Genomic DNA, 20,970 nt, shown 5'->3' on the forward strand with positions numbered 1-20,970 from the left:
CCACCGTCCTGCGGCTTTTCCCTGCCGACTCCGCCGGCGCAGCCTTCGATGCCCTCCAGCGTGCGTGTTCAGACGCACCATAAGAAACAACGTCTTAGCTTCCCAAGCTGATGTCCCATGTCAGCGTCGACCAGTAGCCTGAGACGATCAGCCACGGCGCGCCGGGAGGTCTCGTGGAAGCTACCGCTCTCGTCAGTCCCGATCGGTTGTGGTCGGCGCAGGAGGTCTTGGTGCGTCCGAGCCCTGTCCCGGCGGCGGCAGGGGTCTATGGGTGGCACTTCAAGCAGACGCCCCACCCGGACCTGGACGCCGGGCGTCTGCTCTACGTCGGCATAGCCCCGCGGTACATGGCGAACCGGACCAGCACGCAGAACCTACGCAAGCGGGTGCGCTACCACTACCGGGGCAACGCAGCCGGCTCGACCCTGCGGCTCACCCTCGGCTGCCTGCTCGGACTCGAGCTGCGCCGCGTGGGCAGCGGTAAGCGGATGACCTTCGGCAAGGCAGGCGAAGCCACCCTGGCCCAGTGGATGGCAGACAACGCGCGAGTGTGCTGGATCGAGCAGAGCGAACCGTGGGACCTGGAGTCACAGCTCATCTCTCAGCTCGACCTCCCGCTGAACCTCGACCAGAACCGTCACCACGCGTTCCACAGTCGCCTGAAGGAGCTACGGGCACAAGCACGCCACCGGGCGCGGGAGTTGCCGATCAGCTCGTAGGCCGGCGGATGGCCCGACGGGCTGTTGTCTGGGCCGTCTCTGGGCCGTCCGAGGGCGCTCGATGGTGGCCAACAATGACCAATGACAACCAATCGGCTTTCCATGAGCACCACCCTGACCAGCAAAAGCCCAGCTCACCAAGATCCCCGACAACACCCAGGGCAAGAAGACAAGTCTTCACACGCCAGATGTGACTCCGCTGGCGTCGGTTTCAACTCGTTCGTGAGCGAGGAGCTGATTCCTCCGAGAGTGGGTTTTGGTGGCGCGGGGGTGCAACCATGAGGTGTTCCAGGTTTGTTGGGCGGTTCGGACGGGGGCGGGGTATGGCGGTGCTGCGGTGGGTGGTGGCGGTGGTGGCCTCGGTGGCGGCGTTCTTTGCGGTGGCTGTGCCGTGGGCGGTGCTGTCGCCGGGTGGGCATGATCCGTGGGAGGTGATCGGTCCGGTCGGTGGTGTGGTTGCGGCCGGTGTACTGGCTGCGCTGGGCTGGTGGGCCTCCCAGGCGGGCACACCCGCAGGCGGCGGGCCGGAGCGCGCCGTGCGGCAGTCGGCGCGCGCGGAGGGGAACATCAGGCAGACCGCGGGAAACGCCGGTGCGGTGGGCGGGGCCCGGCGTCGGCCGATGCGGGAGAGCATCCGTCAGAAGGGACGCGGCGGCGGTGACGTCGACCAGGTCGGCGGGGACCGGGCCTGAGGGCCGACGGTGGTGGAGCGTTCGGGGCAGCGCCGTACGCGTCAGCAGGCACGGACGCAGCGTGATGTCACCCAGGTGGCGGGGGACATGCACGTGTATCCGCCGCTGGCGCCGGGCCCGTCCGTGCAATGGCCGGTGTGGGTGGGGGACGTACCCCGGCTCGCCGCGGCGTTCCAGCCGCGTACGGTGGTACGGGACCAGGCCGAGGAGGCGCGGCGCGAGGGCCGTGACGTGGTGCTGTCCGGGGCGGGCGGAGTGGGCAAGAGCCAGCTGGCAGCCTCCCTAGCGCGGCAGCTGCGGGACCAGGAGCACACCACGGGTGCCGGTCTCGACGTATTGGTGTGGGCCGGAGCCACCAGCCCCGACCAGATCATCACCGCGTACGCAGAAGCGGCCGGGCAGCTGCATCTGCCCGGGGCCGACCAGGAGGACGAAGACACGACGGCGCGGCTGTTCGTGCGGTGGCTGGCAGCCACGCGGCGGCGTTGGCTGGTGGTACTCGACGACCTCACCGACCCTGCTCCCCTGGAGGAATGGTGGCCGGACAGCGGTGCGAGTAACGGCTGGGTCCTGGCCACCACCCGGCGCGAGGATGCCCAGCTCAGCGGCCAGGGCCGCACCCTAATCCGGCTCGGCCTCTACACCCGGCACGACGCGACAGCTTATCTGCGCCGCCGGCTCACCGATGCTGGACACGCCCACCTCCACGACCCCGGCCGGGCGGACGAGCTGGCGAACGACCTCGGCGATCTGCCCCTGGCCCTCGGCCACGCCGCCGCCTACCTCATCAACACCCGGCGCACGATGCGCGACTACCTCACCCTGCTGCGCGACACCCGCGGCCGACTGAGTGATCTGCTCCCGCCCAGCGCCGACACCGAAGGCTACGGGCGGCCCGTCACCGCCTCGCTCCTGCTCTCCCTCGACGCGGTGGACAAGGCCGACACCACTCATCTGGCCCGCCCCCTGCTGCACCTTGCCTCACTCATGGACCCCCTCGGCCACCCCGCCACTGCCTGGACCACACCCGCAGCCCTCAGCCACCTGCGCACCGCCCGCCCGTCACAGCGCCGCTGGCTACGCCGCCACCACCCGGCCGTCACCGAAGACGAGGTGCGCAGCGCGTTGGAATGCCTGCGCACCTATGCCCTGATCACCCAGGACACAGCCACCGCCCCCATCCGTCTGCACGCCCTGACCGCCCGCGCGGTGCGGGAAACCATCCCGGCCGGCATGCTCCCGGCCACGGCCCGCACCGCGGCCGACGCGATCTTGGGCCTGTGGCCCCGCCACGACCACGAGGCACGGGAACTGGCCGCCGCACTGCGCGCCAACGCAGTCCATCTCGATGAACTCACCCGCCCGGCCCTGTGGCAGCCCGCAACCCACCCGTGCATCTACCAGGTCAGCAGCAGCCTCACGGATGCGGGGCTGTACCGGCAGGCCATCGAGTACGACGAGAAAGCCGCTCGCCACAGCAACGACATCCACGGTCCCGACCACCCCGACACCCTGGGCGCCCGCCACAACCTCGCCGTCTCCTACAAGGACGCCGGGCGTGTCCAGGAGGCCCTCGACCTCGGCGAGCGGGTCCTGGCCGACTACGAGCGGATCCTGGGTGACGATCATCCCGACACCCTCACCGCCCGCAACAACCTCGCCAACTCCTACAGGGATGCGGGGCGTGTCCAGGAGGCCCTCGACCTCGGCGAGCGGGTCCTGGCCGACTACGAGCGAGTCCTGGGTGACGATCGTCCCGACACCCTGGGCGCCCGCAGCAACCTCGCCGTCTCCTACAGGGATGCGGGGCGTGTCCAGGAGGCCCTCGACCTGCGCGAGCGGGTCCTGGCGGACCGGGAGCGCATCCTGGGCGACGAGCATCCCGACACCCTGGGCGCCCGCAACAACCTCGCCCTCTCCTACGGGGATGCGGGGCGTGTCCAGGAGGCCCTCGACCTCGGCGAGCGGGTCCTGGCCGACTACGAGCGGATCCTGGGCGACGATCATCCCGACACCCTCACCGCCCGCAACAACCTCGCCCTCTCCTACAGGGATGCGGGGCGTCTCCAGGAGGCCCTCGACCTCGGCGAGCGGGCACTGGCCGACCGGGAGCGCATCCTGGGCGACGAGCATCCCGACACCCTCACCGCCCGCAACAACCTCGCCCTCTCCTACAGGGATGCGGGGCGTCTCCAGGAGGCCCTCGACCTGCGCGAGCGGGTCCTGGCGGACCGGGAGCGGATCCTGGGCGACGATCATCCCGACACTCTCTCCGCCCGCAACAACCTCGCCAACTCCTACAGGGATGCGGGGCGTCTCCAGGAGGCCCTCGACCTCGGCGAGCGGGCACTGGCCGACTACGAGCGGATCCTGGGTGACGATCATCCCGACACCCTCACCGCCCGCAACAACCTCGCCAACTCCTACAGGGATGCGGGGCGTCTCCAGGAGGCCCTCGACCACGGCGAGCGGGCAGTGGCCGACGACCACCCCCACACCCTCGATGCTCGCAACAACCTCGCCCGCGCCCCTGATGCTGCGGCAGCTGTACAGCAACCGGATACAGCAACCCCAGCAATCGCTGCCGACCTTCAACCCCCTTCAGACGCTCCCGAGTAACCGGTATGCCCTTTCCTGACCGATCTCTGTAGAGCTACGGATCAGAAGGCGCCGTGCCCAGTTGTGTCCGACCGGGCGGGGAACCACGGTGATTCATGGCCACTCCCGGGCAGTCGGCGAGTCAACGGCCTCTGACCGATTTACCTGGTCAGGGGCCATTCACCTGCGGTAGGGGTGGGATTTGAACAGTGAAGCTCCAGTACGGATGGCGGGTCTCCTCGCCACGCGCGTTTCGCAGCACGCCACGACTCGAAGACTCCCGGTAGTTGATCAAGCAGGCCCTTGGCAGCGAACAATGCCACGCTCGCCACGCCCGAGCCGGCCAGAACCCAGAGCGTGATGGTCACATCCACTGGTTCCATGCTCCTCTCACTGTCTGACAACGTGTCCGTTGATGGGGGACACGCTCCAAGGGAAGCTGCGCGTCGCAACTGTCCACCAGTACCTCGGACGTTCCTGCTGAACTCCGGACAGTCGGCTCACTGCGCCCTAGTCTGAACGGAACCGAGCTGGACAGTTGTGGCCGATGCTGGACGACTCTGGACAGGCGGCGGCAACGAACCACGAGACGGGGCGGGACGATGGCTGATGACTCTCTGGCCAAACAGCTGGCTCGCTTGCGCGTCCGGGCTGGCAACCCTTCGCTGCGAGACCTGGAGAAGCTCACCGATCGCCAAGGTCGAAGGATGAGCCGGGCCTCTATCCAGGACAAGTTCTCCGGAACTAGTGGTCTGAAAATGGTCCATGTGCTAGCTCTGGTTCGAGCATGCGCCGATTACGCACATTCGATCGGCGCACCACTTCCGCCTGAAGATATTGATGAGCAAATTTGGCAAGAAAAGGTAGCACACTCCACTGTACCCATAAACCGGCGTTCTGTTGAACCGCCAGGTGTGACAGACCCTAAAGAAGCTCAGGATCAGAAGACCGGCACCCCATCCGAACTAGAGGCACTAATCCCGCCTCTCATCAACGCCGGCATGGACGATATTTTAAATCTTGCAAGACAGGGCGCAGGCCAACCCCTAGAAACATGGCTGCCAACTGTCGTTGTTGCACTCGGCCACGCACGTATGGATTACCAAGGCTTCCTCAACATGGCCACCCAAGCGCCACCCGGCCAGATAGTGAAAATCCTCGAATCGATAGCCGATGACGGCCCCGAAGATATCGGCAACCGATACTTCCAGACCTGCCTGCTGACTCAGCACCCTTCCGAGATACCCAAGCTCCTGGTCGCACTTCGCCGGGCTGAAGGGGAGTTGAGCCTCTGGTATGCGCACAATTTCGTTGACGCCATCCTCGGCAAAGGCGACTGGCTAGGGGGTACCAGGTCGGATCTGGCCGACGTCCTTCGAGCGCTGCGCGCGGCCACCCTGAAGGATGACGCCGATAAACTCGCAGAGAATATCGGGCTGCACACATGGCCCAGAATAGCGTTGGCGACTGCCGGAGCTATTCCTGAATCCTTTCTCGGGGATCGAGAGCTCATTCTACATGCAGGATCACAGGGTGGACCGCATCGACTCTTAAGATTAATCAACTGCCTGAAAGAGGAGCAGATCCAGGGGCTCGAATCGCACAGGGTGCTGCACTATCTGCTGACAGCGGTGCCCAGGGGAAAGCATGCGGATTATTCTCGCGTACTCAACGACGCTGGAATGAAGTCCGAGGCTCAACGCCTGCTGGATCTGGAAAAAGAAACGCCGTTCTGAAACTCTGACAACTGCGACATATAAACTACAAAGCCCCTGCCGCGCGACTCCGCGGGGGCGTCGTGCGGCCGGGGCCTTCATCGGCTCGTCTCAGTTTCCGTCTCATTCAGACCCGTTCACCGCCGTTCAGACGAGACCACGAGTCCGGTACGACGCGAGGCCGAGACGTCCATGAACGCAGGTGAACGCATCCGGACTCAGCCCACCGCACCACCAACACAGTTGGAAAGCGTGCTGGCACAGGAGTTGGGCTTGTGACACACAAGTTGGCGGATCGTGGTGAGCTTGGGGTGTGGAGACCATCATCGCCAGTGGCATAGCCGTCCTGGGGACCCTGCTTGGTTCCGGAATCACCTTGGTTTTCCAACGCCGCACCACCGACATGAGTCACCAGTTCACCCGGCGCGAGAAGCTCCGACAGGAACGACTCGATGCCTACTCAACCTACGTCGGCGCCTTGGTGAACTACCGACGCTGCCTGGTGCACCTCTGGTTCTGCGAGACGAGCAGTCACCACCAGAGGATCCCGAAACAGTGCGCGTCCGCTCTTACGGCCTACGCTCCAATGTCCAGGAGGCGCTGTTCCGGGTGCAGATGCTCACCGACGACGAGACCCTAGGACAAGCCGCGGAAGACGTGCTTGCAGAGATCACCACGGTCACCAAGGCTGAGAACAGGGCCGAATACGATGCGATCAGAGCACAGACCCACGACGGCATCCAACGGCTGATCAGAGCAGCCAAGCAACATCTCTGAGGCGCTTCAGGCGCACCGGTCCGTGAACTCGGGGGAGCGGCCGCCGGCAGCTGCACCACAACCGCACCAGATCGAGCGGGGAACAGCGGGGAACCTCGGTGAAAGCAGCCGAGCCCGCCGAGGCTGCAGCCCGACCGTTCGCCCAGATCAGCCCCTGTTTCGGCCTCAAGTGCCCGCAGCTTCCCAAGCTGATGTCCCATCCAGGTCGGCTACGAGCGTCCCAGCCAGTCGCCGAGCGTTCTGGTCTGCCGCTCCGTCCGGGCTGCGGCGCTGGAGCGCCGGTCCCGGCCGAGCGGCAGACCAACAGCGGAAGAGGCACGGCGCGTAGCAAGAAGCCCCGCACGTCATCCGCCGGGGGAAACGGCGACGTACGGGGCGAGCCGGCCGGTCGCAGGAGCACGCTCAGACCGCGGCCAGCCGGAGATCCGGAGCCTTGGTTAGGCAGCGGACGAGTTTCGGCGGGCAGCCCTCGTCCCCTCCGCCGTCGTATCAGCGTCAGTGGCCGTCTCCGCCGTTAGGCCCGACACGATCAGTTCGGCCAGCATCAGCGCTGCCTCGGGACGGATGCTGCCGAGGCGTACCAGGCCGTCACCCGAGACGTTCACGTCAGCCGCGAGGCCGGGGAAGTCCGACTCCAAGCCCAGGGCTGTCAGTTGCTCAGCCAAGGTGCCGGCGCTACGTCGAGCCTGTGCCCAGCCGCGCACGTAAGGGATCCCGGGCATCAGGTTCTCCGCACGCTTGGCGACTACGCCCCATCGGTCGGTCATGGTTCAGCCCTTTGCTTCACGAGATTCGGTCGTTTCGTCGCCGCTCTCCCCGAGACGCTGCACGCTCGAAGCCAGCGCAAGCTGCAGCAGTTCCGCCAGTCGCTCCGCGGTGTCCGGCGACACGCGCCCGAGTTCGACCAGGCCGTGCCCGAAGGCATTCAACTCGGCTCGCAGGTACGGGAAGTCCTTCTCCAGGCCCGCCCGGGTCAAAGCGTCCCTCAGAGCGGAGGTGGCGTTGCGCGCGGCGTACCAACCGTCGCTGTCCAGCGGCGACCAGGTGGCAGCGTCCTGCCGGTCGGTGGCGTCATCCCGGCGCATCGATCGGAGCCCTCTCGATCGCGGAGAAGCCGAAGGTGTCCGCGGCCAGGTAGCGCTCGCCGTATCGGTCCACGCGAGCAAGTAACTCGGCGGAGGCAACGAGCATGGTCGCCAGGGCTACAGGACGGAGCGGGTTGGCCATCGGCCGCCGGGCCGGCGCGCGTAGCCACTCGTAACGGTCACCGCGCAGGGGAATGGGGCCAGGGACGACGACCGCGGAACCGCGGCTCAGGTATCGGTAAGCGGGTGCAGTGCCCGCTTCCTGCGCGAGGTAGTGGAGGAAGGTCTCTTGGCTCTGCGAGCCCAGGAAGAAGCCGACACGCTGTGCCTTGTGATCGAGGACGGTAGGGCCGAACGGCAACCCACGGCGAAGAAGTTGATCGAAGGCCTCGATGCCGACTCGCTGCTCCACCGTCACCACGTCGAAGTAGCGGCCGGTCGGGAGCATGTACGGTGCGCGTGGGTCGTCGGTCCAGGTAGCCCGGCACCTCACCGGATCGTCAGCCGCCGCGGAGAGCCATTCAATGCCTCTCCTGGTCATCCTCTGCACGTCATCTCACCTCGGTCGGACTTGGTTGCGGCCGCGACGCCGCCCTGTGTCCAGACTCAGGGGCGCCTCCCGAGCCAGGGCAGATGACGAGAGGTGACGGGGGATGACGCCTCGCCCGCGCACGTGTCATCCCCCGTCATGTTGCAACCGCTCACGATCTCCGATTACTGGCAGCGCTCAGCGATGAGCAGCACGTACATTCAGATGTAGGGGCGAGAAGTCACGCGTCCCGGGAACCACACCCGTGAGCCAGTGGAGAGGGAACGGTCACGTCTTCGATGGAGCCGACCAGCGTTCGCTTACGGCAAGCCCGTACGGGCCGAGGTTGGAGTCAGCCGCGGTTGGTGCGCGAGCTCCGCCAGGCTGCAACCCGCCGTGGCCACCAGCTCCCGTCGGATGCGAGCGTGAAGCGACGTATCGCCAGTTGGGAGAACGGGCACAGCGCACCGGACGACTTCTACGGCCCGTTGCTGTGCGAGGCGTACGACCTCAGCGCCGCCGAACTCGGGCTGAACCACGAAGGCGAGCGGGACACGGGGCTCTTGGACGCTGGCTATCCGGCAAGCCCCGAGGGCGCCATCGAAGCCGTCGGTCAGCTTTGGCGAGCAGATCTCAACCGGTACGAGCCCCTGCTCCAGGCCGAGCCGTCCGAACCGGCGTGGAGCGAGGCTTCGCTCCGGTGGTTGGTGGCGCCCGAGCCTGCCGTTCCCCGGCAACGGCAAAGCGGAATGCGTGTCGGTCTCGGGGACGTAGCCGCTATCAAGACCACCGCCGACATGTTCGCCGACTTAGACGACCGATTCGGCGGCGATCACGCGCGGCATTCGGCCATCCAGTACCTCAGTACCGAAGTGACGCCGCTGCTTCACGGCCAATACACCGAGCAGGTCGGCCGGGCCCTGTTCTCGACCGTTGCGGAGGCAACGCTCCTGGCCGGTTGGATGTCCTACGACGCCTGTCGGCACGGCTTAGCACAGAGGTACTTCCTCCAGGCTCTCCGGTTGGCCCAGGACGCCAACGACCGCCGGCTCGCCGGAAGCATCCTGTCCGCCATGAGCCATCAGGCGACGTTCCTCGGCCGATACACGCAGGGCGCGACGCTCGCCCGTGCTGCTCTCATGGGTATCTCTCCCGTGGCCACGCCCACGCTTCGCGCCCAGTTCCACGCCATGGAGGCACGCGCCCTTGCCCGGACCGGGGACGTTCGGGCTTGTGAAGCCGCCTTGAACGCGGCTACGAAGGCACTGGAGAGCCGGAACAGCGACGACGAGCCCGAGTGGATCAGCTATTTCGACGAGGCCGAGCTTGCCGCAGAGGCCGCCCACTGCTTCCGTGACGTCAACAGCGCCCAGCAGGCCGTCGCCCACGCTGAGAACGCCATGAGCGGCAGCCACGTCCGGAGCGACTTCTTCGCAACCATGGTGCTCGCCGACGCCCACCTACGCGCCGGCGACGTCGAGGAGGCTTGCCGCGTGGCACTCGACGCGCTTGACCTGGGTGAGCAGCTCAAATCGGCGCGATGCGTTAGCTATCTTGCCGAGTTCCGGCAGAACCTCGCAGTGGCCGGCAGCAGCGCGGAAGTGCAGACGTTTTCCGAGCAGGTCAGGGAGCACCGGCTGTGGATCGCCTCGGGCGATCATGTCGCTGTCTGAGCGCAGGCCGCCGCGCCCTCAGAACGGGCCCCATTCGTCTCGCCCCTCCCCAGTGCGAAGGGACCGCACCCGACGGGCGAACTCCGCGGCAGCCGAGTCGCTGGTCGTGACCTGGTGGCCGAGCCAGGCCACCATCATCAGTTCACGCAGGTCCGCAAGGGTCTCGTACCCGGGCCAGTTCATCAGGTCGAAGCCGTACCGGTGCACGAACTCTGCATACTCCGCCTTGGTGTGCCAGCGGTACCGGTCGTAGAACATCGCCGTCTGGATCAGATCCCACTCACGCGGCGCGAGAGCGAAGCCGTCCAGGTCGATGAGCACCGCGTGCCCGTCCCGATGGCGGAGGATGTTCCCGATGCTGGCGTCGCCGTGGATCATGCCGAAGGGGAGAACGAAGTCCAGCCGGTCGTACTCCTTGGCGAGCCTTGCCGCTCGCTCGTCGAGGAACGTCCGGTCCTCATCCGAGATGCCGTCCAGCCCTTCGAGGGACGCCGCCACCTTGGCCAGCGGATCGAAGTACGACAGACCGAGGGATTCGGGCTCTTCGAACCAGTGCAGACGGCGGAGCAAGTCGGCCAACTCCGCGACCGTGGCGTACTCCTCGCGCTCCTGGACGCTCTCCCAGAAGGTGACCACTCGGCCGGCGATGACAAGTGGCTGAACTGTCGAGGCGGGCACGCGCATGGCCGGGAAGTCCTGTGTCTCCAGCCACCGAGCCACGCCCACGGCCCGCTCCATCTCCGCGCGGACCGCTGGATCACGCGCGATGCGGACTATGACGGGTAACGAGGTGAGGCGGTAGACCGCGTTCGAACCGAGGCGCAGCAGTTCGGCGCCGCGGGAGTCGAGCCCGGCTGTCGCACAGGCCTCTTGGAGAACACGCTCCAGGCCCTCCGCCGTGAACTCCGTGCCGCCGCTGTCCGGTCCCCCGCTACTGCCCGAGATCATGTCTCGACCATACGGGCCGGACCCAGCGCCCGACAGGCTGCCTACGTAATAGGGGCGTAATGATCTTTCTCGGCTCCCAACCGGCGGCACCCTCCGCCGCAGGTCAGGGCACCGGTGGCCCCTCGGCCCTACCTGGCCTCCGGAGCCGTGTGCGCAGGTTCGAATCCTGCCGGGGGCACTCGAAAAATGGGAACGGTCACGCCGATTTTGTCGGGCTTGTCCATTCCGAGTGCCATGATCGGGTTCCAGCACTTCGGTGCGGGGACCCGATTTTTTGTTCCACGGGTCTAGCTCGCGGGTTACGGACACCAGTCCGTCAAGCAGATGCCCCGGGATGGTCACCCGTAGGGTCAGTTCTTCGCGGGGCCGGCTGTAGCGGACCTCCAGCCCGAAGGCGTTGTAGAGCCTTCGTTGGATCTCCTCCGGGACCAAGGTGAGGTCCACATCGAGGTGCGGGAGCGCATCCAGTAGAGCCGCGCTGTCGGCGGGTTGTGCCACCTGTTTCGGCGATTGCAGGTGAGCCAGTTGCTCGGCGAGCTGTTGGCGTTGTGCGCCCAGCGTGGCGTGTTCACGGCGGATCGCGTCGCGGAACTGCTTCTCCTGATCCGGGTCGAAATCGTCGGCCGCCTCGTCGCCGCCGAAACCGTCGGCGAGCGTGCGGATGAGGCGGGCCTGGCGCTGGCCGATGGCGGTGATGGCGCGCTCCAGAGCCGCCCGCTCGTTGGCGATGCGGTCTCCGGCACCATCCGCCGGCCGAGCGGCTTCGAGTGCGGCTGTGAGGTGGCCGCACCGATCGGGGCCGAAGATCCTGGTGGCGAAGAAGCGAGAGACGCAGGTGATCAGGATCTCTTCTCGGACCCACAGGCTCTTGGGGTGGTCGGGAAACCACGGTTGATCACGATGTTCGTTCGGGTCGGGCTGGCAGGCGTAGTAGGAGATCTGGTGGCGGGTCTTACCGAACATGCGGCGGGCACAGATGTCGCAGTAGACGTATGACCGCAGGGCGTAGGAGCGCTTGGTGGCCGGGTGGGCGTTGGCTCCGTGGGTGGTGCGGGATCCCTGACGCTGGCGGCCCACGGTAGAGACGGCGTCGAACAGTTCCTTGGTGACAAGAGGCTCATGGGCGGGCCGGGGCGACCACACCCAGTCCTTCGGGTCGTTGTAGCAGCCGCCCTTCTTTATCGCGCGGCGGTTCCAGACCTGGTAGCCCGTGTACTTGGGATTGCGCAGGATCTCTCGCACGGCGGATCCGCTCCAGCGGCCCAGAGCCGCGTCCGGCCGGGCCGGCTCCGGAGGCGGGTATGCGGCGAGGTCCAGATTCAGACGGTCGGCGATGGCGTCGTAGCCGAGCTTGTCCAGCCCGCGGAGCTGGAAGATGTGGGTGACCGCCGAGGCCCGCAGCGGGTCGGGGATGAGCCGGTGCTTGGTACGACCCTCGGCTCGGCGAGCCGGGACGGGATGGGGCACCTTCTCCGCCAGGTAGCCATAGGGAGGCTTGCCCACATTCCAGCCCTGGGAGACGTGCTCGATGAAGCCGTCCCAGGACAGCTCGAGCATCTGCAGTACGTACCACTCGAAGACGGCCTGCTTGACGCGCCGGGTTAGGGTCGGTGTGGCGCGCTTGGCTCTGGGGCCAGTAACGATCGGTTCATCGGCGGCGCAGAAGGCGACTCCGGCCTGCTCCAGCTCGTACTCGATCTTCGTGCCGAAGTAGGTGCGACGGGCGACACGTTCGATCGACTCGCAGATGACGGCGGCGAAGCGGCGGTCCGGACACTGGGCCTCTTGGAGGAGATCGGCAACGCTGCCGTCTCGCGGGATAGGGATCTTGAAGTTCTGGTGGGCAAGGGAGTTGCCCCGCTCGTGCAGTTCCTTGCGACCGGACTCGACGTCGTAGAAGTGGGCGACGATGACCCAGCCGGGCGGTAGGGCAGCTCTGGCATTGCGCAGTTGCCGGGGCAGCGACAGCGTCGGGTCCTGGGCATCCTCCGTAGAGGTCCGGCCGAGCCAGGCCACCGGGACGGTCACCGGGAGCGCCGCGGCGTCCGGGATGCCGTCGGTGGCCCAGGGGCGGCCAGGTACGGGAGGCGCCCAGGACGACCGGGGCGCAGGTGGGGTGGCGGGCATGTGGCGTCCCTCTCCCATTGGTTATGTGCGGGGTGGCTCAGGGCGGCCGGCTTCGGCCTGTCCGGTTTCCGGTGGGGCACTGTGGCGGCCGTACAGCCACTCCAACACCTCGCAGATCGCGGCACCTTGGCGCTGGGCCAGAGCTTGAGCGTCCTCCCCGTCGACAGCGACGTACTCCACGACCGCCCGCGGTCTCTGGGCTGAACAGGACTTTCCCGGGGTGACGCTGACGGTCGCCGTCCATGGACGCTCCGCCTCGGCCGTGTCGTCAAGGCCGCCGTCCGGCGTGTCGGTTTGAGGGTGCGAGGGGTGGTTCACGGTTGCTCCGGCTACTGCGGGCCCAGCCCGGTTCCGATGCTGACGGCACCTAATAGAGATCCCGTGCGGCGCAATTGCCACCATCTCAACGGCTGTTCGGATGAAAGAGAGCAACATCCACCCTTCTTGATACTTTGGACAGAGCGCCGATCACGAGCAACTCTTCGCAGGCAGAAGGGGAAGCGAGCCACTGGCGAGCCACCTTCCAGCCCCTCGGCTTCACTGGATCGCGATCAAAATCTTCCTTGTTCGATTCTCGGGAAGTGCTGGAGAGAAACAGCCCGGCCCCGGCCGGATTGAAGTTGAGTCCCCGTTGAACCTGCCGCTCCGGCAGAGGCTCGGAATTCTGAGACGACCTCGAGGCCCAGCCGCTGCACCGAACCGGGCCGACCGATCGAGTGCGCTACTCCACCAGGCTGAGATCGGCCACCGATCGGACTCGACCTCGATCGGAGCCCTGCTACGGACATGGCGCACACCCCACCCCGGCAGATCGCCGCCAATAGGCCCACGGGGGCACCACAACCCCCGAACAGCGGCCCGGTGGCACCCGGCATATGGGGGGTGCCGGGCGCCGGGCGCCGCCCGCAGCAATGTGCCTGTGCAGCGGACACCCTCTCTCGCCACTGACGCCAATCCGCCGTGCTTTGAATCTGCTACAGCCTGCATCCAGGCGCCTACGCGCCAAGCCAGAGATCTGTGGTCCGGAGCTGATCTTCTACCGATCGGCACGATCTCTCGTTGCCGCCGATCTGGCTCATGCCGTGCGTCAGACCGCTTCGCTTCACCGGTCCGGCGGGACAGGCCGAGTCGACAGTCGCCGAGTCCACCCAGTCCGCTGACCAAAGACGCTGGACTGTCAGCAGGTACCTGTAAACGCCGGAACAGCACGGTCTCAGTTTTCCGCGCCCCGGGGAAACTGCGGCGGCGCCTCAGCGCAAGCTACGGCGAATGATCTTCAGATTCGAAGTTCGAAGGCGGGCGCCGTTCACCAGTAGATCGGGATGCATTGCTGCACCGATATACAGTCGCCCTCGCGCGGCAGTGGCTCGCGGTGCACCTGAACTGCATCCTGGCACCTACGTGGGGTGTCGCATCCAAGGACGTACACAGAAACGACGGGGGATACGACCCCCGAAACGACAGGGCAACCGCCATTCGAACCAAAGCGCTGCGATAGGTATCTCAGGACCGGCTTTCGCTAATTTCATGCAAGGGCCTGAGGACTCTCAGCCGCTGCAGTTCCCGAATATGTTCCGCGGCCCTTCTCGGAGCGGTACCGCCTGTGACAAGCACGCCGGCTTCAAGGTTTTTGTTGACCCCGGACTCGGTGAGGTTAGCGCTGCCCACCAGCAGAGTGCGGCGGTCGGCGACGGCCAGTTTGGCGTGCTGGCGGGCACGTTGGTGCTCGCGTACCGAGGGTGTCCAGTGCCACAGTCTCAGCCCCCCTACCGAGGTGAAGGCGTCGGCCGGTTCAGGCCCGGAGAGCAGTCCGCCAGCGCCTTCCAGGGTCTCCACGACGATGTGGACATCCACGCCCCGCGTCACGGCATCTCGCAGGGCCCTCAGGAGCGGAGGATAGGGCCTGGCGGCGTACGTCATGGCCAGCAGCTCTGAGTCGGCGCGACCGACGAGGTCGGTGAGAACCCTCGCAGTGGCACGGGCGGGCACGCCAGGGGTGGCGGGCCCGCTCCAGACGGTGCGTACCTCAGCCTCGCCGTGGCGCCGGGACCATCCTGCAACGAACCCGCGCAGGTAGGCGGCGACATCGGGGAGCGGAACACGGTCCCGTTCCGCTGCGTCGTACAGGCTCCGTATCGCATTGACCGCGGCCGGGACTTGGACTACGAGCAGCGCGTGCTCAAGTCCCCGGCCCCGGGCGAAGACCCCAGCTAGGTCCTTGGCACGGGACGGCCCGAGCAGGACGACCGCCTGCTCTGCCGCCGCCTCGAAATCCCGGCGGCTCACGGCCGCAGATTCACAGGGGTGAGGACCTGGTCGGTGTCGTCGCCCAGCGGGACGAGGAAACGGCGGTCCAGGAAGCGGTTGCCGCGTTCGCAGGTGGTCTCAGAGACGAACAGGCAGACGTGGCAGGCCGCGCCATGCAGGTAGTCCGCTGGGTCCTTCGGCAGCCGTTCGGCGCACAGCGGGTCGGAGGAGCAGCGCGCGGCATCCTCTAGCGCCCTGCGCACGATCCGTTCGAAGTGGGGGTTCTCGGTCAGAGACACGAGGCCTCCCAGGGTGCCCTCGGAGTCGGGAACGGCGGTGTAGATGAGGATGCCGGTGCGGGTCTTCTCCTCGTCTCCGGCGTAGATGCGTTCGCCGAGGCTCGCCGAGCTGTAGCCGCATTCCAGGGCGATGGTGCGGATCAGCATGTGGGAGAGGGTGTGCAGGGCTATGTAGCGTTCACCGGGCCAGCCGCGCATGGGGTCGAAGGGGCCGGTGATGCGGTCCGATTTACGGTTGCTGCGAAACCGGCCGAAGGCTTCCCGGTGGGCCGCCATCTGCGGCGACTTCTGCATCCGGTCCTCCCACTCGGCCATTAGGTCCTCGCGCACGCGCAGGAAGATGCCCTCGCCGCGTACCTCGCTGGCCGGCACCCAGTTCTGCGAGGTGCGGGAGAGGCGTACGAGGGTGGCGATCTCCTCCGATTCAGGGTCGGGGGCGTCGAGCCGAGTAAAACCAACCAGCGCGCGAGCCTCCCGCAGCCGCTGTACTTGGCGGACGTCCGCGAACAGTTCGCCGAGCGCCGCGGGGACGGTGACGCTCTCCATCGCGAAGTCGTCGGTGGGGTCGGGTACGTGCGGTGCGGCGAGGACGTCCCATTCAGGGCTGAGCAGGTCGGCCGCCACCGCCGCCGCGTCCTGGCTCTGTTGTCCGGCGGTGCCCTGTCTGCGGGCCTCGATGGCGGCGATCAGCGCGTCCGGGTCGTATTCCCTGAGATAGGTGAACTGCGGCATGGCGGACAGCGCGTCGTAGACGGGACGTGAGGTGACGTTCTGCAGTTCCACCCAGCGTTCCTCGACCAGTTCGGTGAGGTCCTGGTTCCTGCTCGGCGGCAGGGCGAGGGCACTGAGCGTCATCGGGAACCACTGGTTGGAGGCGCCCGCCACCATCAGGGTGGCCTCACGGTCGCAGCCGTCGTTCTCGAAGGCGGACAGGTGGGGGTGGCGGCCGCGGCAGGCGGGCAGTTCGGCGCGGCCCCGCTCCCCCATCGCGTCGCGGATGTTGCGGCGCTCCCCACAGGCGACGCATTCGAGGGTGACGTTGGCCGCCTGGTTGCCGCCGTGGTCCTTCATGCGCATCAGGGGCCGGGGGCTCTTCGCGCACGGGTTGCCGCGGTGGACGAACATCGCGTACGGGAACTCGTCGAGGTGCCCGTTCGTGCAGACCAGGGTGAAGCGGGCGGTCACGGCTAGGGGCCTGCCGAACTTGCAGTCGCTGTGGACGAACTTCGCCTCGTGCGGGGTGCGCGGGTTGTTGTTGAGGAAGGTGAAGGCGTCGGAGTCTATGGGGGCGAGCAGGTTGCAGGCGGTGCAGCGCAGCCACTGCGGGAAGGGGGTGACGGGCACGCCGACGCCCTGCGCGGCCCAGTCCTTGGGAGCGCCGTCCGCTCCCTCCATCCAGGGGGCGGAGCGCAGTTCGCTGATCTGTGCGCGGCCGTAGAGCTGGAGGGCCCGGTTGACGGCGGTGCGCAGCCGGGGTTCCTCGATGAGGTAGTCGTCGGGGAGGAGCCCGGTGTGGCTCCAGGATTCGAGGCCCTTGACCAGGACGGAGAAGTTGGGCAGGTCGACGAGCGCGCCCACGCCGGCCGTGTACATGAGGTGGCTGGGGCGTGCGGCGCCCACGCGCCGGTAGTAGTTGCCGCTCATCGCCGTCCCTTTCCTGCCGCCGGTGCGGCGTCCCCGTACTCGTCGGCGTCGACCGGAGCGCCGCCGTCGCCTCCGTCCACGCCGGTGTCCTCGCCTCCCCGGGCACCGAAGTGCCAGGCGGGCCCGCCGTTGGTGGGCTGGTCCACGAAGTTGCCGCCGCCGGGCAGCAGCAGGTTGAGTTCGTTCTCGGTCTCCCGCATGGACATGGGTACCGTGAGTTCGTCCCAGCGGGAGCCGTCGGCGCGGTGGAGGAGTCCGGTGACCAGGGTGTCCTTCTTCTTCTCCTTGCGGTAGCCCAGGATGCCGCCGGCCTCACGGCGTTCCTCCCAGCGGTCCTTGAGGGCGTCGATGCGTTCGGTGAGGTAGTCCTGCGCGCGCTGCCCGCCGACGCGGTCCGCCCGCTCCAGCAGCCGCTGTTCGACCTGCCGGGCGAGGTCGCCGTAAAGATCGACGTGCTGGGCGTCGGTGTTGCGGGAGTTGTCGTACGCGGCCTGGCGCAGCGCCGCGATGTACGTCGGTGCGGTGCCGCGGTCGAGTGCGCGGCGGGTGAACGGTGTGACCGACAGGGCCTCGACCTGGCGGTAGAAGGTCGCGTGGTAGTGCGCGAAGTCCTCGAAGTGTGCCAGGTCGCGCGGCCGGGACCAGTTGTAGAGGGTGACGACCAGGCCGGGGCGGCGTGCGTCACGGCCGACGCGGGAGGACGCCTGGATGTACTCGGCGGTGTTCTTGGGCTGGCCGACGACGAGCATCAGGCCGAAGCGGGAGACGTCGACGCCGACCTGGAGCATGGACGTGGCCAGGACCACGTCCACCGCGCGCTCCTGCACGGGCGTCATGCGGGCCCGCGGTTCTCGCTTGTCCCGCCGGGCCGCCACGTATTCGGCGGCGAAGGCCTTGCGGCGCTCCGTGGTGTCCCGTTCGGGGTCGAAGGGCACCTCCAGTCGTTTGAGGGTGGCGCTGATGTCCGCGGAGGAGATACGGGAGGTGAGTTCCTGGATGGTGAGCATCCCGGACTTGGTGGGGATACGGTCCGCGATCGTGTCGTGCCCCTTGCGGCCTCCGTTGGCGCGGACGCGGGTGGCGATGTCGTCGTCGAGGTAGCGGCGCATGCCGGCGAGTTCACGGGTGGCGTTGAAGTAACCGACGAGCGTCATGTACGGGTCGGCCGCGGCCCCGTAGGTGTCGAACTGCTCCTGTCCGGCAAGCAGCAGGATCTCGGCGACCCGGATCTCGGCTGCCTTGAGCCGGGTGCCGTGGGCGCACACCCCGAGGTAGCGGCGGCCGGGGTTATCCCGGGCGAGTTCCACCTGCCGGGAGAAGAACGTGTCGCCCACGTCCAGGACCTGCGGCGGGAAGACGGCGACCTGCCGGGCGAAGACGCCGCGCACCTGTTCGGCGGCGCGCTTGGTGGTGGCCGTGGACGCGACGATCTTCGGGCCGACGTCGTGACGTACGCCGCCCGCGTCGGTGTACGTCCAGCTGCACAGCTGGTCGACGGCGGCCTCAAAGAGTCCGACGGTGGTGCCGAGCGCACCGGAGATCAGGTGCAGCTCGTCCTGGATGATCAGGTCCGGGGGACGCAGCCGGGTGACGGGCTGGGCCGTCACCCCCTCCAGCGCCCCCTTGCGGGTGTGGCGGCTTCGGCAGCCGGTGCGCTCGTCGAGGTCGTCGTGGCGGTAGCCGTGGCGCGGGCACCATTCGGTGACGCGGCCGAAGAGTAGCCCGGCGTAGCCGTTCCACGGCAGCTGGGCGAACTTGTCGACGGTGGCGATGACCATGGCGGGGGCGAGGCGGTAGATCTCCTCATCGACGGTGAGCACGGGGATGCCCTCGCCGGGTGAGCCGAGCCGGGAGAAGGGGCAGCGGTCCTCACCCTCGCCCCGCGGGCAGTACAGCAGCACACGGCGCCGGTCGGCGTCGTAGTCCATATTGGAGTGGGCGGTCAGGCCCTGCCCGCACCAGGGGCAGCTGAGCACCTGGATGACCCGTGCGTGCTTGTCGCTGGCGCTCTCACGGGCTCCCGCGATCTGCTCCTGCGCCTCGCCGAACCAGTTCGGGGACACCGAGGTTCCGACCCACAGTCCGATACGGAACGGGGTGCCGCCCCAGCGCCGGTCGCGCGCGTACTCCTCACGGCGCAGCACCTCGCAGGCGCTGACCAGGGCGGCGGCCCGCTGGAACTGCTGGGCCGTCAGTAGTCGCAGGGTGTAGCGCATGAGGACGGCGACGCCCGCGCTGCCGTCACGGGCCTCTGCACCGCTGCCCACGACGCCCTGGAGCCTGCGCAGGGCGAAGGTGTACGCGGCCAGGCCCAGGTAGGCCTCGGTCTTGCCGCCGCCGGTGGGAAAGAACAACAGGTCTACGAGGGCCTCGCGCCCGGTACCGCGGTGCGGGTGACCGGGCGCGCTCAGCGAGGCCAGGTTGAGCAGGACGAAGGCGAGCTGGAAGGGCCGCCAGCCTGCCGCCTCCTTGCCCTGCACGTGCACCTCCTGGTGGGCCGGCCGGTAGGAGGCGGGATCGTCTTCGTGCCCGGCACGCCGGGCGGCGATGGCGGTGTTACGCCGCTGGAGGGCCATCGCCCGGTTGGCGAACCGGAACGCTTCGAGCGCGTCGTCGTCGGTGGACAGGACGTCGATACCGAAGGCGATGCGATGGCACACGTCCTCGGCCTGGTCGATGGCTGCCTCGGCCGCTTGTCGCAGATCGTCGGGGAGGGTCCGTGCCTTCTCCCGCTGTGTCTGGAGCCAGTTGCTGTAGCCGTCGGCGAGTGGGGCCAGGGCGGCGCTCAGTTCCAGGCGGCGTCCGGGCACGGCGAGGGCGGCGAGTTCGTCCATGCCGAGCTCCAGCCCGGCCAGCAGCGGCTGTTCGTCGATCTTGGGGGCGGTGGTGGCGCGCACGTCGTACTCGGGCAGCCAGGTGGTGGCCAGCCGGTGAGCCCGCCGCTCGCCGTGCCGGACGTCGGCCTTGACGGCGACGTTGCGGCCGACGGCATAGCGGAGGCTGTCGCGGTAGAGGAGCCGCAGCCGCCGCTCCTCCGCTTCCTCGGAGGCGCCTACCGACCTGGGGTCCAGCGGGTCGTCGATGGGCAGGAAGACGGCCGCCCGGTCGTCGGGGAACGCGGCGACCTCAAGGCCGGTCTGGAACAGCCACTGGGTGTCCCTGCGGTCGGAGGTGCTCTCGGGAAGCCGGTTGACGAGGGCGACCTCGACGACGCGCAGGTCTTCGCCCGCCGCTCCGGCCGGGCGCTCGCGAACCTGTACGTCGAGGTGGACGCCCTGCGTCGCGTCCCCCTCCAGGACGCGGCGCTGGTCTCCGAACCGGGTGACCTGGATGTCGATGGGATGGTGCGTGACAGGCTCGCGCCCCCATACGCGCACCGGATTCGGGCTGGTGTCGATGATCCTTTCGGCCAGCGAGTACCGCCCCCAGCGTGCGGTGACGCTGATGGTGCCGATCGACGCCGGGACGACAAAGGACAACCCCATGGAGGAGGCCCAGATACGGCCGGCGGCCTGCGGGGTGAGGCGTTCGGGCAGTTCACCGCCCTCGGCGGCCTGCCCGTCGTCACTGCCGGGTTCGTCGTCGCTGCTCTGGGCTGCGATGCGGGCCATCCGGCGGGCGTCGTCGCCACCGTCCGGGCGGGGCCCGAGCATGCCCACGAGATACCGGTCGCGCGGCCCCGCCGACCGGTGCGGCAGTTCCTCCGTCTCCCCGTCCCAGGGGCCGAGGAGGTCCCGACGGATGTACTCCACCAGCCCGTCGCGTACGTCGTATGAGTCCCCGGGGCGGAAGGTCTGCGGCACCTCGTTCAGCGGATGCGGCACGCCGGGGGCGGCGGGCGGGGACGACGGCATGGGCGGGCCCTTTCTGCCAGGGGTGAGCCAATTGGGTGAGGCTATCGCGCGGGTGTGACATCG

Annotated in this window: 13 protein-coding genes; 6 read left to right on the plus strand and 7 right to left on the minus strand. The window is 67.8% G+C overall.

The genetic code is table 11. The features are described 5' to 3' along the window. Positions 1 to 230: 230 nt before the first annotated feature. From ACZ63F_RS17860 to ACZ63F_RS17880, 5 genes are all read left to right on the plus strand, one after another. Complete coding sequence (locus ACZ63F_RS17860) at positions 231 to 719, plus strand: GIY-YIG nuclease family protein (protein ID WP_469712067.1); 489 nt, start codon at positions 231 to 233, stop codon at positions 717 to 719. A 323-nt stretch (positions 720 to 1,042) separates the two neighbouring features. Then, positions 1,043 to 1,411 carry a hypothetical protein gene (locus ACZ63F_RS17865; protein WP_469712069.1) on the plus strand — a complete coding sequence of 123 codons (369 nt, stop codon included), beginning with the start codon at positions 1,043 to 1,045 and terminating at the stop codon, positions 1,409 to 1,411. Positions 1,412 to 1,498: 87 nt separating this feature from the next. Continuing rightward, on the plus strand, positions 1,499 to 4,030 hold the full coding sequence (locus ACZ63F_RS17870; RefSeq protein ID WP_469712070.1) for a tetratricopeptide repeat protein: 2,532 nt from the start codon (positions 1,499 to 1,501) through the stop codon (positions 4,028 to 4,030). A gap of 581 nt (positions 4,031 to 4,611) precedes the next feature. Then, positions 4,612 to 5,745, plus strand: a complete 1,134-nt coding sequence (locus ACZ63F_RS17875; protein ID WP_469712072.1) for a hypothetical protein — start codon at positions 4,612 to 4,614, stop codon at positions 5,743 to 5,745. 588 nt (positions 5,746 to 6,333) lie between these two features. Next, positions 6,334 to 6,501, plus strand: a complete 168-nt coding sequence (locus ACZ63F_RS17880) for a hypothetical protein (protein ID WP_469712074.1) — start codon at positions 6,334 to 6,336, stop codon at positions 6,499 to 6,501. A 437-nt stretch (positions 6,502 to 6,938) separates the two neighbouring features. Here the strand turns inward: ACZ63F_RS17880 and ACZ63F_RS17885 are convergent, their stop codons facing one another. Genes ACZ63F_RS17885 through ACZ63F_RS17895 form a run of 3 tightly spaced genes read right to left on the minus strand, consistent with a single transcriptional unit; the run spans position 6,939 to position 8,136 of the window. Continuing rightward, positions 6,939 to 7,268, minus strand: coding sequence for a hypothetical protein (locus ACZ63F_RS17885; RefSeq protein ID WP_469712075.1), 330 nt, complete (start codon positions 7,266 to 7,268; stop codon positions 6,939 to 6,941). A gap of 3 nt (positions 7,269 to 7,271) precedes the next feature. Then, positions 7,272 to 7,586 carry a hypothetical protein gene (locus ACZ63F_RS17890; protein ID WP_469712076.1) on the minus strand — a complete coding sequence of 105 codons (315 nt, stop codon included), beginning with the start codon at positions 7,584 to 7,586 and terminating at the stop codon, positions 7,272 to 7,274. After that, the gene (locus ACZ63F_RS17895; RefSeq protein ID WP_469712077.1) at positions 7,573 to 8,136 is read right to left on the minus strand and encodes a bifunctional DNA primase/polymerase; all 564 of its coding nucleotides are present in this window, start codon (positions 8,134 to 8,136) and stop codon (positions 7,573 to 7,575) included. The genes ACZ63F_RS17890 and ACZ63F_RS17895 overlap by 14 nt, the downstream gene beginning before the upstream one ends. 404 nt (positions 8,137 to 8,540) lie before the next feature. Between ACZ63F_RS17895 and ACZ63F_RS17900 the strand changes: the two genes are divergently transcribed. Continuing rightward, a complete protein-coding gene (locus ACZ63F_RS17900; RefSeq protein ID WP_469712078.1) occupies positions 8,541 to 9,788 on the plus strand; it encodes a hypothetical protein in 1,248 nt (415 codons plus the stop codon). Between the two features lie 18 nt (positions 9,789 to 9,806). Here the strand turns inward: ACZ63F_RS17900 and ACZ63F_RS17905 are convergent, their stop codons facing one another. The 4 genes from ACZ63F_RS17905 to drmA all read right to left on the minus strand — a co-directional run bounded on the left by ACZ63F_RS17905 (position 9,807) and on the right by drmA (position 20,907). Further along, entirely contained in the window at positions 9,807 to 12,764 is a 2,958-nt protein-coding gene (locus ACZ63F_RS17905; RefSeq protein WP_469712079.1) for a phosphotransferase, read from the minus strand. A gap of 1,602 nt (positions 12,765 to 14,366) precedes the next feature. Further along, entirely contained in the window at positions 14,367 to 15,149 is a 783-nt protein-coding gene (gene drmC / locus ACZ63F_RS17910; RefSeq protein ID WP_388291467.1) for a DISARM system phospholipase D-like protein DrmC, read from the minus strand. Further along, positions 15,146 to 17,053: a DrmB family protein gene (drmB, locus tag ACZ63F_RS17915; protein ID WP_469712081.1), complete on the minus strand. Its 1,908-nt coding sequence runs from the start codon at positions 17,051 to 17,053 to the stop codon at positions 15,146 to 15,148. Before drmB ends, drmC begins: the two co-directional genes overlap by 4 nt. Next, positions 17,050 to 20,907 (minus strand): DISARM system helicase DrmA, encoded by a 3,858-nt coding sequence (drmA, locus tag ACZ63F_RS17920; protein ID WP_469712082.1) that lies wholly within the window; start codon positions 20,905 to 20,907, stop codon positions 17,050 to 17,052. Before drmA ends, drmB begins: the two co-directional genes overlap by 4 nt. Positions 20,908 to 20,970: the final 63 nt, after the last annotated feature.

The organism is Streptomyces sp. NPDC104761 (genome assembly GCF_055583445.1).

Excerpts from the sequence above, each read along its gene's own strand:
- ACZ63F_RS17890 (WP_469712076.1), bottom strand. The coding sequence starts at position 7,586 with ATGCGCCGGGATGACGCCACCGACCGGCAGGACGCTGCCACCTGGTCG.
- drmA (WP_469712082.1), bottom strand. The coding sequence starts at position 20,907 with ATGCCGTCGTCCCCGCCCGCCGCCCCCGGCGTGCCGCATCCGCTGAAC.
- ACZ63F_RS17885 (WP_469712075.1), bottom strand. The coding sequence starts at position 7,268 with ATGACCGACCGATGGGGCGTAGTCGCCAAGCGTGCGGAGAACCTGATG.
- ACZ63F_RS17865 (WP_469712069.1), top strand. The coding sequence starts at position 1,043 with ATGGCGGTGCTGCGGTGGGTGGTGGCGGTGGTGGCCTCGGTGGCGGCG.
- drmB (WP_469712081.1), bottom strand. The coding sequence starts at position 17,053 with ATGAGCGGCAACTACTACCGGCGCGTGGGCGCCGCACGCCCCAGCCAC.
- ACZ63F_RS17870 (WP_469712070.1), top strand. The coding sequence starts at position 1,499 with ATGCACGTGTATCCGCCGCTGGCGCCGGGCCCGTCCGTGCAATGGCCG.
- ACZ63F_RS17875 (WP_469712072.1), top strand. The coding sequence starts at position 4,612 with ATGGCTGATGACTCTCTGGCCAAACAGCTGGCTCGCTTGCGCGTCCGG.